The sequence below is a fragment of the Okibacterium sp. AC114 genome (genome assembly GCF_979253355.1).
In genome coordinates, this window is sequence record NZ_CEEDBR010000001.1 from 858,260 (window position 1) to 871,984 (window position 13,725).

Below are 13,725 nucleotides of genomic sequence, written 5' to 3' on the forward strand. Positions count from 1 at the left end.
GGACGGTTCTTGCCGGGGGCAGGGTGACGTGGAGCGACCCGCCTTAGCCCAGGTCGACCTCGAGGATCTGGTCGTCGCCCGGGCGGGGGGAGCGGCCCGTGTTGTTGGTGAGGAGCCACAGGGTGTCGCCCGGGCCGCGGATCACGTCGCGCAGGCGGCCGTAGTCGCCCTCGAAGAACGCGGCGGTGGGCGGCACAGCTGGCGGGTCGAGAGGTGTGGTGTCGAGGGTCCAGAGGCGTTCTCCGCGGAGCGCCGCCAGGAAGAAGGTGCCGTCGGCGTAGGAGAGGCCGCTGGGGCTCGCGTCGCGGGGCGACCACTGCACGAGGGGGTCGACGAAGTCGGGGTTGCCGGCGATGCCCTCGGCAGTGGGCCATCCGTAGTTCGAGCCGGGCGTGATCTGGTTGAACTCGTCCCAGGTGTTTTGGCCGAATTCTGACGCGAACATGTTGCCGGCGGCATCCCAGGCGATGCCCTGCGGGTTGCGGTGGCCGAGGGTGAAGACGGGGGAGCCGGGGAACGGGTTGTCAGCGGGGATGGCGCCCGAGGGGTCGAGGCGCAAGATCTTTCCGCCGAGCGACTCGGGGTTCTGCGAGTTGGCGGTGTTGCCCGCGTCGCCCGTCGTGACGTAGAGCATCTTGTCGGGTCCGAAGGCGAGGCGGCCTCCGTTGTGGTTGCCGGCGCGGGGGATGCCGTCGATCACCGTTTCGGCGTCGCCCAGGCCATAGCCGCCCGCGTCGCCCGTGAGGTCGATGCGCAGCACGCGGTTGTCGGAGGACGTGGACGTGTAGGCGTAGAGCGACGCGGGGTCGTCGGAGGAAACCGCGAGCCCGAGCAGGCCGCCCTCGCCACCCGGTGCGACGCCGGGAACCTCGCCGACCGTGCGCACATCGCCGGCTGCCGATATCTCCTTCACGAGGGCCGTGTCGCGCTCTGAGACGAGGGTGGCTCCCGATTCGAGGCGCACGAGCGACCACGGCAGGTCGAGGCCCGTGGCGATGACCCGGGGCGTTCCCGTGGGGGCTGCGGCGCCATCATCCATCGGGGTAGGTGCGGGCGCGGAAGACGCAGTAGCCGGGGGAGCGGAGGTCGCGGTCGTGCGCGAAGGCGTTTCGCTGCCGCCGGGGCCGGCCGCCGAGCATCCGACGAGGGCCGCGACGAGCGACACGCCGAGCGACGCAGAAGCCAAACGTGAGGACGGGGACATATCTACCTCTCCGAATGCGGTGGGGCGCCGGGGACGACGCGGTCCGGGTGTGCCGGTCCGACGAAAGTACGTGAGTTACCTCCGAATTGCCTGCCGCGTGTCGCCGGTTTGCAGGTCAGAATCGGAGAGTTGGGCCGCCATGCACGCATGCACCGAAGTGCCCGCCCGGCGAGAGGCAACCCCTCCCGTCGGGCGGGCGCGACGGTCATACTCGAAGCAGTCCACGAACACCGACGCGTTTAGACGCGCCGCGGTGCCACGAACGATCGACGAGGAGCGTGAAGCATGACCAGCCAGATAACCCCCTACCTCCACTTTCGAGACGACGCCCGCGAGGGCATGAGCTTCTACCAGCGCGTGTTCGGCGGTGAGTTGACCATGAGCACCTTCGAGGAGTTCGAGATGAGCAACGACCCGGTCGAGAAGCTCAAGATCATGCACGCCCAGCTCATCGCGCCCAACGGTCTGGTGCTCATGGGCGCCGACACACCCACGAAGATGGACTTCAACCCCGGCGATAGCATCTCGATCGCGCTCAGCGGCGACGATGAAGATCTGCTGACGGGCTACTACAACGGTCTCGTCGAAGACGGCACCATTGTCGAGCCGCTCGCCAAGTCGCCGTGGGGCGACAGCTTCGGCATGCTGCGCGACAAGTACAACGTCAACTGGATGGTGAACATCACGGGCGCCGGTGCGGATGCCGCGGGCCAGGCCCCGGCGACCGCAGAAACCCCGGCCGGCCTGGCGGGTGAAGGCAACGCGCCCGACAATCCGTCGGCGCCGAACCCGGCCGTTCTCTAGCCAACAAAGCAGAACGTACGGACCCCGCGGAGATCGTTTCCGCGGGGTCCGTCTGTGTGGGAGCGACCAGATCTGATTCGGTTAGCGGTTAGCGGTTAGCGGTTAGCGGTTAGCGGTTAGCAGTTAGCAGTTAGCAGTTAGCAGTTAGCAGCCAGCAGTCGGCAGCTAGCAGTCAGCCGCGGGCGACAAGCCGTGAGCCGTGAGCCGTGGGCCGTCAGTCGCCGTCGATGTCGGGGTTCGGTTCGCGCACGACATCGTCGGGCGTCTTGTCGACGCGCACGCCGCGCCACGACGGGTGCCGCAGGTGGCCCGAGTCGGTCCAGTCGCTGAAAGTCACCTCGCCCACGATCTTCGGCGTGACCCAGTGGGCGTCGCGCATGACATCCGAGGGCACCTCGATGAAAGGCGACGTCTTGCGGTCGAGCGGGTCGAGGCGCTTTCCGATCGCGGCAAGATCGGCCTGGCTGAAGCCCGTGCCGACGCGGCCGACGTAGGTCAAGCCATCCTCGCCCGGGATGCCGACGAGCAGTGACCCGATCTGCCCACTGCGGCCGCCATTGCCCGGGCGCCAACCGCCGACCACGACTTCCTGCGTCTTCTGGTGTTTCAGCTTCACCCAGTCGTCGGAACGGCGGCCCGGGTCGTAGCGAGAGTCGACGATCTTTGCGACGACACCCTCGAGCTTGAGTCGGCGGCTGGTTTCGACGGCGTCATCGATCTCGCCGTCGAACGCGGGCGGCACGCGCACCCGGCCGCGCTGGTCGTCGGCGATCAGCCGCTCGAGCAGGTCGCGCCGCTCGCGGTACGGCTGATCGATGATCGACACGCCATTCACCTCGAGCACGTCGAACAGCATGAGCGTTGCGGGTGTCTTCGTCGAGGCCCGCTCGATCTCGGCGGCCTTGTCGAGGTTCATGCGCTGCTGCAGCAACCCGAAGCTGGGCACGCCCGACCCATCGAGCGCCACGATCTCGCCATCGAGCACGGCGGATGTCGCGTGCACACCCTCGGCGGCGTCGAGCAGTTCGGGATACCGCTTCGTGATGTCGTGCCCGTTGCGACTCGTGATCGTCACGGCGCCGTCGTCGACCGTGACGATCGCTCGGATGCCATCCCACTTCATCTCGAGCGACCACTCCTTGCTCGAGCGCAGATCCGTGCGCGTGCCGGCGGTCGCGAGCATGGGCTTGTAGGTGCCGGGGGCGGACGCGGGGGCGTCGGTCGTCGAGTCGTCCGAGTCGCTGTCACCAGACCTCGAAGAGTCGCTCTCGGCCGTGCTCGCAGGTGCCTTCGTCGAGGCGCCGCCCGCATGGGCACCGCCCGCCTTCGACCGTGATGCGCCAGCTGTGTCTCCGTCTGAGTGATGCTCCGCGTGCGCGCCCGTATCCTTCATGCGGTGAATGAGCCACGAACTCTTCGGAATGGTGCCGCTGTTCTCGTCCCCGCCATCCTCCCCGCCCGGCCCCGCCGATGTGCGGATGAGCGCGAGCTTCACGGTGCCGCCGAGGCCGCCGTCCGGTCGCCCCGTGAGGCGCGCGATGACCTCGTCCTTGCGCCACTTCTCGAGTTCGTAGGTGCCGGCATCCCAGATCGTGACCTCGCCCGCGCCGTATTCGCCCGCGGGAATGCTGCCCTCGAAGGATCCGTATTCGATGGGGTGGTCTTCCGTTTGCACGGCCAGGTGGTTGCCCTTCGTGTCGGTCGGCACACCCTTCGGCAGGGCCCAACTCACGAGCACACCCGCGTGTTCGAGGCGGAAATCCCAGTGCAGGCGTGACGCATGGTGCTCCTGGATGACGAAGCTGTTGCCCTCGCGGTCGACCGGGCTTTCGGCGGGCACGGGCTCGCTCGTGATCGCGGCATCCCGTTTCGAGCGATAGATATGGAGGCGGTCGCGCGGGGTCTCGAGTCTGTCAGAGCTTGCGTCGGATGTGCGCTTCGAGCTCCCGCGCCGCGACGCGGTGTCAGACGGCCCCGCACCTCCCTCGTCACCGATTCCGAGACCGCCGCCGTCCCCGAACTCGCCGACCAGGTCGCTGTCGATCGCGGCCATCGGGTCGCCCGCGGACTCGATGCGGTCGAGCACCTCGTCGTATTCGAGGTGCCGCAGATCGGGCGACTCCAGCTCCTCCCACGTGCGCGGGACCGCGACGGTCGGCCGCGCCCGGCCACGCAGAGAATACGGAGCGATCGTCGTCTTCGCGCCATTGTTCTGGCTCCAGTCGAGCAGCACCTTGCCCACCCGCAGCGTCTTCTTCATATCGCTCACGACCAGGTCGGGGTGGTCGGCCTCGAGGGCCCGCGCCAGCTCGTGGGCCACCTGCGACACCTGATCCGACGTCTGCTTTCCGTCGAGCGACGCATACAGATGGATGCCTTTGCTCCCGCTCGTGACGGGGAACACCGGCATCCCCATGTCGTCGAGGATCTTTCGGCACAGCCGCGCGGCCTCGACGCATTCGGGCAGCCCGACGCCCTCGCCCGGGTCGAGGTCGAACACCATGCGATCGGGGTTCTTGCGCGCACCCCTCGGACCGAACCGCCACTGCGGAACATGGATCTCGAGCGCCGCGATCTGGGCGAGCCACGCCAGCGTCGCCCGGTCGTTCACCACGGGATACGTGTTCGTGTGATCGCTGTGCTCGATCTCGAAACGCTTGACCCACTCGGGCGTGCCGTCGCCGAGGTCCTTCTGAAAGAACATCTGGCCCGGGGCATCCTCGGTTCCGACGCCGTGCACCCAGCGCTTGCGGGTCGCGGGCCGCCACGCGCTGTGCGGCAGCATGAGTGGCGCCACGCGCGTGTAGTAGTCGAGCACGTCGGCCTTGGTCGTGCCGGTCTCGGGGTAGAGAACCTTGCCGAGGTTCGTCACCTGCAACCGGCGGCCATCCACCGTCACGATCTGCTTGTCGGATGCTGCTGCCATGGCCCCTTGTCTACCGCAACCCCTGCCCGATCGTTACCCCTTGACGCCCGTTCGGGTATGTACTGGATACTCGACAACGCCGCCAAGGATCGGAGTGGACATGCGCGCCATCTGGAAGGGATCGCTGAGCTTCGGGCTCGTCAACGTTCCCGTGAAGTTGTACAGCGCCACCGAAGGCCATGACGTCCCCCTGCATCAAGTGCACGAGAAGGATGGCGGCCGCATCCACTATGAGCGTCGCTGCGAGGTGTGCAACGAGGTCGTGCAGTTCCGCGACATCGACAAGGCCTACGAAGAGGGCGGAACGCGCGTGATGCTCACCGACGACGACCTCAAAACGCTGCCGGCCGAACGTGACCGCGAGATCGAGGTCGTCGAATTCGTGCCGAGCGAACAAGTCGACCCCCTCATGTTCGACCGCAGCTACTACCTCGAACCCGACAGCACGTCGCCCAAGTCCTATGTGCTGCTGCGACGCACGCTCGAGGCCACCGATCGCATGGCCATCGTGCGGTTCGCCATGCGGCAGAAGACGCATCTCGCCGCCCTGCGCGTGCGCGACGACGTGCTCGTGCTGCAGACGTTGCTGTGGAGCGACGAGGTGCGGGATGCCGAGTTCGACAAGCTCAAGGCATCCGTCAAGATCTCGGACAAGGAGTTGGCGCTGTCGCAGCAGCTCGTCGAATCGTTCTCGGGCGACTTCGAGCCGCAGGAGTTCGTCGACGAGTATCAGGTGCAGCTGCGCGAGCTCATTGCCCGCAAGGCCGAGAGCGGCACCGATGTGCACGAGACGGATGTCGACGACGACGCATCCGATGAGGATTCCGGCGGCGAGGTCATCGACCTGATGGAAGCCCTGCGGCGGAGTGTGGACCGCTCGCGTTCGGCCAAGAAGGCGGGTTCGGGTTCTGCCGCGTCATCGTCGAAGAGCGATACCGAAGATGTCGACGAGGATGATTCGGAGGCGTCGACGACCGACCGCCGCGGGACGAAGAGTTCGTCGTCCCGTTCGTCTTCCACGAGCTCGAAGAGTCCCGCCAAGAAGTCCCCGGCCAAGAAAGCCCCGTCGAAGACGGCTGCGGCGAAAGAATCGACCACCGCCAAGAAAGCTCCGGCGTCGCGCAAGTCAGCGTCGAAAGCATCCTGACGTTCGAGACGATCCTGATCCTCGAGGAGAAATGGACGGTTCGATACCGTTCCGTGCGGGCCCGCAACAGGGGACACGCAAAATAGCCCCGCCCCTCGAAAGGGACGGGGCTATCGATGGCTGTGCTTAGCGTGCGTCGTCGCGCGGCTGGTCGTCGCCCTGCAGGAGCACCTCGGTGGTCTCGGCGTAGTGATAATGCGCCGTGGCGGGGCCCTCTTCGTCTGCAGGCGTCTCGGCCAAGCGGTAGACGAGCTGCCCCTCGCTGTAGGGCAGGACGAGTTCGTCGTCGGCACCGTTTTCGAGCGGGATGGTCTGCCCGTCGAGGGGACCGTTGTGCAGATGGGCGAGTTTTGCTTCAGATGACATTATTTCCTCCAACTAACCAACTTATATCCCCGTAGCGCACGCGAATAGGGGGTTGTTTGTATGAGTGGTTGTGTGCGTGCCGGTATCGATATATCATCCTTTCAGACATGTTGTTTACGTCCGAAGAGCTGGGGGGCCGGATCGTGCAGTCATGCGCGCTGCAGCACCCCTCGTGCGTCGTTCGCGTCCTCAGCGACGAGGGCTGGGCGCACGGACCAAGCCTTCACTGATCAACGACAAAGCGCACGAACCCCGAACCGCCATCGGGCGCGCCTCGCCGTTACGCTCCACCGCGCGGCAGTGCCGCGCATCAGAAGGGACAAGCGTGCTGACCGTTTTGCCACACACTCATCGAGACATCGTGGAGTACCTGCGCCGCGAAGTCCGATCGAATCGAGCAGGTTCACCGCTCGCTCTCGAGTCGTTGTCGCCGGGCCGGTCGTTCGACCCCGGTGACATCGGGAGGGAGTTCGGCCTGCACCCCGCTCAGGCTCCTCGCGTCGACGACGTCCTGATCCGGCTCGGCATCGCGTCGGAGGACGCCGACGGCGGAGTGATCATCGCGAGCGTGTGTCCCGCCTCGCTGCGTCGGGTCTTCGAAACCGCCGGTGTGTTGTACTGCGCTGTGCTCGAACGATGCCTTGCCGAGGCGGATGCTCGAACAGAATTCCTCGAACACACGCTCGCGGTGTTGTGCGCCCTCGAAGGTTCCCGCACCGGTTCGACGGCGGCACTGCCCCAGTGGACGGCCTTCCTCGACAGCTTGGAAGTCCGGTGTCGTAACCCCCTTCTGCGCACGCTGATCTCGGATGTGCGTCTGCAGATGGCCTTCTTCATCAGGCCCTTCGTCGATGAGTTCAGCTATGAGGCCGGCATGCGAGGATTTGCCATCTTGGGCGACGGCATCCGCGACAATGATCCCCTTATCGCCGTGGAGGGGTTCCAGCTGGCCTGGCGATGCTTCGATGTCGAGCTCGGGCGCATGGCGGAAGCTCGAGGCCTGCGCCACCGCGAGATCGCGTCAGACCGGTCTGCACCTCTCGGAACGCCCGAGACGGCGGCCGCCGGCGAACGCGGGCGCCGGCGTCTCAGGCCGTGACCGACGCAGTCGCCGGCAACTGCGAGAGCGTCGTCTCGACGCCACCGAGCCAGAGATCGCGAGACAAGGAGGCGAGTCGGTTGCCGTCGCGCTTCTTCGCCGCCTCGAGAAAGGCCGGATAGAGCTCCGCCTGGCGGGCCGGGTTGAGTTCGCTGTGGTGCGCGACCAGGAACTGATTGATGCCGAGGGTCATATCGGCGAGCAGCGTGGCGAGGCGGCGGTCCCCGAAAGCACGGGGGAACATGGTGACGATGTCGGAGGTGAGCGACAGCCTGTCGGCGAACGCGGCCGCGTCGGAGTCGGTGCGCTTCTTCTGCAGGGTCTTGACGACCTCGGTCAGCCGCGCCAGATCTTCGTCGGGCAGATCACCGGCTCCGCGGGCGGCGGAATAGGCGGACAGTGAGCCGAGCACCTCGCACTGGTTGCGGAATCGTTCGGGAGTGGGTACGGCGACGCGGGTGTAGCGGTTGGGTGCCGTCTCGACGAGGCCGTTGTCGGCCAGTCGGTCGAGCGCTTGGCGAAGCGGGGTGCGGGAGACCTGCAGCCAGGCCGTGAGCTCGTCGTCGCGGAGCACCTCGCCGGGCAGCAGCGTGCCGTCGACGATTGCCCGGGCGATGCGCTCGTAGACGTCGTCCTGGAGAAGGCGCCGGCGCGATGCGACATGCGTCGATGCCGGCTCGTCGAGTTCATCGAGGTATTCCTGGCCGCGCTCGAGCGAGGAGGTCAGCAGGTCGTCCAAGGCGGATGAGACGGCCGCGGCGTCGTTGTCGAGGTAGGCGTCGCGAATGGCGGAGAGGTGTTTGCGGTAGCTCTTGGTCGAGAGGCGATCAGAGATGCCTCGCACCTGGAATTCTTCACGAATGATCACGTCGTCGTGGATGCGCTTCAGCTCGGCGTTGCCCGACTTCTCGGCCAGGAAGGCGAGCGGCTGGAGGGTCTTCTCGATCACCTCTCCGACCGATGTGGCTGACTTGAGTGCCTGGATGGCCTGGTCGAAGAGGTTCTTGAGCTTCTTCGTGTCTGAACCGGACAGCTTGCCGATGGTCGATTCTGCCGCCAGTTTCCAGAGCGCGACGAGGGCGCCCGTCGAGTTCATGAATTCACGGGCGTCGATGGAGGCCACTCGTGTGTAACGGTTGGGCTCCATCTCGACGAGCCCCACCGAGACGAGACGGGCCAAGGCCTGACGGATCGGCGTGCGGGAGACACCGAGCCATGATTCGAGGTCTTCGTCGGCGAGCGTGTCACCGGGTTTGTAATCACCTGCGCGGATGGCGTCGAGTACGCGCGTGAAAACCTGGTCGCGCAGGAGGCGTGAGACGGGAGCTACGGCTTGGGGAGTGGTAGGGACCGGCACGGTGGCTCCTTCGGGGAGAAATCGATTGCAGAATTCTCATATGCTAACTCAGAATCGCAAACTGATACCACGTCGGTTTCGAATATCGGCGTGTCGATGTACCATCCTGCCCGAACTCTCGCCGGGATCGCGCAAAGAATCGCGGCCCCGCAGTGTTTTCACACCGCAGGGCCGCGACCTCAAAGGCTGCTGGGAATGATCTTCCGAGCCGGCCCGAAAGGGGTCTAGCCGACCTCGACGTCTACCGTGACCTCGATGTTGCCGCGCGTGGCGTTGGAGTAGGGGCACACCTGGTGGGCCTTCTCGACGATCGCGTCGGCGGTCTCCTGGTCGACGTTACCGAGCTCGACGTGCAGCGCGACGCCCAACAGGAAGCCGCCCTCGTCGGTCGGGAAGAGGTTGACGTCGGCGGTGACGGCCGAGTCGGTGATGGGGGCCTTCATCTGGCCGGCGACGAGCTTGACGGCGGAGTGGAAGCATGTGGCATAGCCGGCCGCGAAGAGCTGCTCGGGGTTCGAGCCTTTGCCCGACCCGCCCATCTCGGTGGGGACCGCCATGTCGATGTTCAGGATGCCGTCGCTCGAACGGGTGTTTCCGCCGCTGCGGGCGTCGCCCGTGGAGGTGGCCGATGCGGTGTAGAGAGCGCTCATGGTGGTCCTTTCGTGAAGCGTGACGTCAGGTAGACGATCTAGTAAGTCTACCTGCGCGGCAGCGGCGTTGTCACCGTGCAATCACTACTGTCGCGCATCATCCTGAGAACGCCGATACCCGCCAGGGGTAGTCTGAGCGCGTGATTGCCGACATCAAGAAACGCGCCCTGCACCGCATCAAGATCCTCGAAGGCCAGATGCGAGGCATCGAGAAAATGGTCGACAACGAGGAGTACTGCATGGACATCATCACGCAGTCGCTGGCGATCCAGAAGTCACTCGGTTCGCTCAACAAGCTGCTCATCGAGAATCATCTGCGCACCCACGTCACCGAGATGTTCGAAGAGGGTGGGGATGCGCGCGAAGCCGCCGTCGCCGAATTGCTCAAGGCGTTCGAGCTGGGCAATAACCGCGGTTAGGGCTTGAGTTAGTACCCCAGGGGGGTATACCTTGGGGGCATGAGCCACCAGAACCACGACGAGCACTCCGCACATGACCAGGGCCATGCGACCCACGACGCCCATGCAGGGCACGATGCGCACACGAGCCACGGCGGTCATGCCGATCACGACGCACACGCGGGTCACCTGAATCCCGACGCGTACGCGGCCCAGAGCGATCATTCGGCCCACGGCGGTCACGCGGGTCACGACGCGCACGCGGGTCATGGGGGTCATCATGGCCACGGCGGCCACGGCGGCCACGGCGGCCACGGCGGCCACGGCGATCACGTCGTCCAATTCCGACGCCTGTTCTGGATCATGTTGGCGATCGCGGTTCCCGTGGTGCTCGCGAACACGATGTTCGCTTCCCTCGTGGGGTACACCCTTCCCGACAATCCGGCCGTCGCCTGGATCTCTCCTCTGCTCGGGACGGTGATGTTCTTCTGGGGTGGTATCCCGTTCCTGCAGGGCGGCTGGTCCGAGATCCGCTCGCGTCAACCCGGCATGATGCTGCTGATCGCCCTCGCCATCACGGTCGCCTTCCTCTCCTCATGGGGGGCGACGCTCGGCATCCTGAGTCATGAGCTCGACTTCTGGTGGGAGCTCGCCCTCCTCATCGTGATCATGCTGCTCGGTCACTGGATCGAGATGGGGTCGCTCGCCCAGTCCGCCAGTGCGCTCGATTCGCTCGCCTCACTCCTGCCCGACACCGCGGAACGCGTGACGGGGGATGCCGTCGAGACCGTGTCGCCCGCCGACCTCGTTGTCGGCGACACCGTCGTCATCCGGCCGGGCGGTCGGGTTCCCGCCGACGGGCGCATCGTCGCGGGCGCCGCATCCTTCGACGAATCGATGATCACGGGCGAGTCGGCGACGGTTCCGCACGAGGTGGGCGACCAGGTCGTGGCGGGCACGGTGGCCGCCGACGGAAGCGTGCGCATGACCGTGACGGCGGTGGGGGAGGAGACGGCGCTCGCCGGCATCCGTCGCCTCGTCGATGACGCTCAGTCGTCGAAGTCGCGGGCACAGGCGCTCGCCGACCGGGCTGCGGCCCTGCTGTTCTGGTATGCGCTGGGTGCGGCCGTACTCACGGTCATCGCGTGGTCCATATTCGGCACGCCCGAGGATGTCGTCACGCGCACCGTGACCGTTCTCGTCATCGCCTGCCCGCACGCCCTCGGTTTGGCCATCCCCCTCGTCGTGTCGATCGCCACCGAACGCGCGGCTCGCGCCGGCATCCTCGTGACCAACCGCATGGCGCTCGAGGGAATGCGAACCATCGACACCGTGCTGTTCGACAAGACGGGCACGCTCACGGTCGGGCGCCCCGCCCTGGTCGGCGTCATGCCCGCGCCGGGGGTGGGCGACGACGAGTTGTTGGCTGCCGCCGCGGCCGCCGAGCAGGACAGCGAGCACCCGCTCGGACGCGCCCTGGTGCGCGCCGCGACGGAGCGAGAAATCTCCGTGCCGCACTCGACCTCGTTCGAGTCGGAGAACGGGGTGGGCGTGTCGGCCCGCATCGACGATCAGACGGTCAGCGTCGGCGGGCCCGAGATGTTGCGCCGGGCCGGGTTCCAACCCGCTCCCGAGCCACAGGGGAGCGGTCACTCGAGCGCGTCGACCATCTTGAGTGTGCTGCGCGACGGGCAGCTGCTCGGCACGGTGGCGCTCGCGGATGAGGTGCGGCCCGAGTCCCGTCAGGCGGTCGACGAACTGCACGCCCGGGGCATCCGTGTCGCCATGATCACGGGAGACGCCGAGCCCGTGGCCCGGTCGGTAGCCACTCAGCTCGGCATCGACGAGGTCTTCGCCGGCGTCCTTCCGGCCGACAAGGGGTCCATCGTCGCAGGCCTGCAGGCCGATGGCCCTCGTGTGGCCATGGTCGGCGACGGCGTGAACGACGCCCCCGCCCTCGCTCAGGCCGACGTGGGCCTGGCGATCGGCGCGGGCACGGATGTCGCGATCGCGAGTGCTGGCCTCGTGCTGGCCTCGAGCGACCCTCGTGCGGTCGTCGGCGCGATCGAGATGTCCCGCCGGGCCTACCGCAAGATGACACAGAACCTGTGGTGGGCGGCCGGATACAACCTCTTGTCGGTGCCGTTGGCGGCCGGCGTGCTCGCCCCGGTTGGGTTCGTGCTGCCGATGGAGGTGGGCGCGGTGCTCATGTCGTTGTCCACGGTCGTCGTCGCGGTCAACGCCCAGCTGCTCCGCCGGCTCGACCTTCGACCCGAAGCGTTGCTCGGGTCGAAGGCCGCTACCGGCTCACCGGTTTCGGCGGGCATCCCGTCTCCGTCAGGGGCGACGGCGGGTGCGACTCCCGTCGATGATCGCGAGCGCACTCCCCGCAAGGAGTAGTCCGAGGACGGCGGCAAAGATCGGCACGAGACCGTCCGGCGCGCCGGAGGCCGCGAGCGTGAAACCCGTGTCGGCGTTCGTGTGCGCGGCCTTCGTCGCCGTGTGAAGCCTCCAGTTCGCCTGCGGTGGCGGTTATCGCTCGAGGGGCCCCAGCAGGCTCGACGCCACCGTGGAGTGCGCCGATTCGGCGTCGGAGGGATGGAACATGCCGGCCAGGACGTCCCGATAGAGCCGACTCAGCTCGGAACTGGCGAAATAGCTCGAGCCGCCCGATACGCGGATCGCATGGTCGACGACGACGCGCGCGTTCTCGGTGGCGCGCACCTTGAGGCCAACCAGTTTGGGGAACCACGCCGCACCGTGCGCGGCCTGAGCCTCGACATCCCGGGCCAGCGCTTCGATCTGCGGCGGAATGCCCTCTTGAGCAATCGAGGCCGAGGCGATCTGCCAGCGGATGTCCGGGTCGGCGGCATAGGCGGCACCCGTCTTCTTCGACGTGCGCTTGAGCACGGTCTCGACGGCGAGGTCGAGTGCGCGCTGACCGATGCCCGTGTAGACGGAGGCGATGAGGATCTCGAAGTTGGCGAAGATGCCGAACACGATCGGGTCGGGGTTGGGGCCGGGGTCGAGGCGGCGCACCACGCGGTCGGCGGATGCGTGCGCGCCGTCGAGAATGGTGGTGCGGCTCTGGCTGGCCCGCATGCCGAGGGTGTTCCAGTCATCCTTCGACGAGGTTCCCTCGCGGCCGACGAAACCGTAGACCACCTTCGGGGCGTCGGCCGAAACCGTGTCGAGGCCCATGGTGCCGAGAGCCGTCCAGGCGGGGGAGAGCGACGTGAAGATCTTGGTGCCGTAGAACGAATAGCCGCCCTCGCCGTCGGGGCGCGCCTCGGTGTCGCTGCCGAAGAGCACCAGGTCGTTGCCGGCCTCGCTCACGCCGAACGCATAGACCTCGCCGGCCGCTGCGCCGCGCAACACGAATTCGAGCGAGTCGTCGCCGCGGTCGTGCAGCAGCTTCGCCACCCCGGTCCAGACCAGGTGCATGTTGATGGCCAGCGCGGTGGCGGGTGCGGCTCCGGCCAGGCGGGCCTGCAGCACGGCCATCTCGGGCAGGCCGAGCCCGAGGCCCCCGAACTCGCGGGGCACGAACGCGCGCAGATATCCGGATGTCTGCAGCTCGGCCAGATCGTCGTCGAAGAACGTGTTCTCGGCATCGTGCACGACCGCCCGCGCGCGAATACGTTCGAGCAACTCGTCGTCGAGCGGGTTCGGGGTCGGCGCCGTCGCCGTCCCGGGGTCTTCGCGCGCGGACCGGTCGGAGCGTGGAGCTGAAGCGTCGGAGGTCATGCCTGCCTCGTTTCGTGTCGTAATGCG

The 13,725-nt window shown here is 66.9% G+C and carries 11 protein-coding genes; 5 read left to right on the top strand and 6 right to left on the bottom strand.

Annotated features, from left to right (window positions below):
* Positions 1 to 43: 43 nt before the first annotated feature.
* The gene (locus ACZ6IE_RS04135; protein WP_464606894.1) at positions 44 to 1,204 is read right to left on the bottom strand and encodes a PQQ-dependent sugar dehydrogenase; all 1,161 of its coding nucleotides are present in this window, start codon (positions 1,202 to 1,204) and stop codon (positions 44 to 46) included.
* 285 nt (positions 1,205 to 1,489) lie between these two features.
* On the opposite strand from ACZ6IE_RS04135, the gene ACZ6IE_RS04140 reads away from it, so the two are divergent.
* Positions 1,490 to 2,008, top strand: a complete 519-nt coding sequence (locus ACZ6IE_RS04140; protein ID WP_077053694.1) for a VOC family protein — start codon at positions 1,490 to 1,492, stop codon at positions 2,006 to 2,008.
* A gap of 214 nt (positions 2,009 to 2,222) precedes the next feature.
* On the opposite strand, the gene ACZ6IE_RS04145 is transcribed toward ACZ6IE_RS04140, so the two are convergent.
* Positions 2,223 to 4,934 (bottom strand): ATP-dependent DNA ligase, encoded by a 2,712-nt coding sequence (locus ACZ6IE_RS04145; protein ID WP_464606895.1) that lies wholly within the window; start codon positions 4,932 to 4,934, stop codon positions 2,223 to 2,225.
* Positions 4,935 to 5,034: 100 nt separating this feature from the next.
* Between ACZ6IE_RS04145 and ku the strand changes: the two genes are divergently transcribed.
* On the top strand, positions 5,035 to 6,081 hold the full coding sequence (gene ku / locus ACZ6IE_RS04150) for a non-homologous end joining protein Ku (RefSeq protein WP_464606896.1): 1,047 nt from the start codon (positions 5,035 to 5,037) through the stop codon (positions 6,079 to 6,081).
* Positions 6,082 to 6,207: 126 nt separating this feature from the next.
* Here ku and ACZ6IE_RS04155 read toward each other — a convergent pair whose 3' ends face one another.
* On the bottom strand, positions 6,208 to 6,447 hold the full coding sequence (locus ACZ6IE_RS04155; protein WP_464606897.1) for a response regulator: 240 nt from the start codon (positions 6,445 to 6,447) through the stop codon (positions 6,208 to 6,210).
* Positions 6,448 to 6,808: 361 nt separating this feature from the next.
* Here ACZ6IE_RS04155 and ACZ6IE_RS04160 point away from each other — a divergent pair, with 361 nt between their 5' ends.
* Complete coding sequence (locus tag ACZ6IE_RS04160) at positions 6,809 to 7,546, top strand: hypothetical protein (RefSeq protein WP_464606898.1); 738 nt, start codon at positions 6,809 to 6,811, stop codon at positions 7,544 to 7,546.
* On the opposite strand, the gene ACZ6IE_RS04165 is transcribed toward ACZ6IE_RS04160, so the two are convergent.
* Complete coding sequence (locus ACZ6IE_RS04165) at positions 7,536 to 8,903, bottom strand: GntR family transcriptional regulator (protein ID WP_464606899.1); 1,368 nt, start codon at positions 8,901 to 8,903, stop codon at positions 7,536 to 7,538. The two genes, ACZ6IE_RS04160 and ACZ6IE_RS04165, sit on opposite strands and share 11 nt — an antisense overlap.
* Before the next feature lie 224 nt (positions 8,904 to 9,127).
* Entirely contained in the window at positions 9,128 to 9,553 is a 426-nt protein-coding gene (locus ACZ6IE_RS04170; RefSeq protein WP_464606900.1) for an organic hydroperoxide resistance protein, read from the bottom strand.
* 140 nt (positions 9,554 to 9,693) lie between these two features.
* Here ACZ6IE_RS04170 and ACZ6IE_RS04175 point away from each other — a divergent pair, with 140 nt between their 5' ends.
* Both ACZ6IE_RS04175 and ACZ6IE_RS04180 read left to right on the top strand, forming a co-directional pair.
* Positions 9,694 to 9,972, top strand: a complete 279-nt coding sequence (locus ACZ6IE_RS04175; RefSeq protein ID WP_464606901.1) for a metal-sensitive transcriptional regulator — start codon at positions 9,694 to 9,696, stop codon at positions 9,970 to 9,972.
* Positions 9,973 to 10,011: 39 nt separating this feature from the next.
* Entirely contained in the window at positions 10,012 to 12,351 is a 2,340-nt protein-coding gene (locus tag ACZ6IE_RS04180; protein ID WP_464606902.1) for a heavy metal translocating P-type ATPase, read from the top strand.
* A 132-nt stretch (positions 12,352 to 12,483) separates the two neighbouring features.
* Here the strand turns inward: ACZ6IE_RS04180 and ACZ6IE_RS04185 are convergent, their stop codons facing one another.
* Entirely contained in the window at positions 12,484 to 13,698 is a 1,215-nt protein-coding gene (locus tag ACZ6IE_RS04185; RefSeq protein WP_464606903.1) for an acyl-CoA dehydrogenase family protein, read from the bottom strand.
* Between the last annotated feature and the right edge of the window lie 27 nt (positions 13,699 to 13,725).

What these genes read in the sequence shown, in the direction of transcription:
- ACZ6IE_RS04135 (WP_464606894.1), bottom strand. Translation starts at nt 1,204, where the DNA reads ATGTCCCCGTCCTCACGTTTGGCTTCTGCGTCGCTCGGCGTGTCGCTC.
- ACZ6IE_RS04140 (WP_077053694.1), top strand. Translation starts at nt 1,490, where the DNA reads ATGACCAGCCAGATAACCCCCTACCTCCACTTTCGAGACGACGCCCGC.
- ACZ6IE_RS04145 (WP_464606895.1), bottom strand. Translation starts at nt 4,934, where the DNA reads ATGGCAGCAGCATCCGACAAGCAGATCGTGACGGTGGATGGCCGCCGG.
- ku (WP_464606896.1), top strand. Translation starts at nt 5,035, where the DNA reads ATGCGCGCCATCTGGAAGGGATCGCTGAGCTTCGGGCTCGTCAACGTT.
- ACZ6IE_RS04155 (WP_464606897.1), bottom strand. Translation starts at nt 6,447, where the DNA reads ATGTCATCTGAAGCAAAACTCGCCCATCTGCACAACGGTCCCCTCGAC.
- ACZ6IE_RS04170 (WP_464606900.1), bottom strand. Translation starts at nt 9,553, where the DNA reads ATGAGCGCTCTCTACACCGCATCGGCCACCTCCACGGGCGACGCCCGC.
- ACZ6IE_RS04180 (WP_464606902.1), top strand. Translation starts at nt 10,012, where the DNA reads ATGAGCCACCAGAACCACGACGAGCACTCCGCACATGACCAGGGCCAT.
- ACZ6IE_RS04185 (WP_464606903.1), bottom strand. Translation starts at nt 13,698, where the DNA reads ATGACCTCCGACGCTTCAGCTCCACGCTCCGACCGGTCCGCGCGCGAA.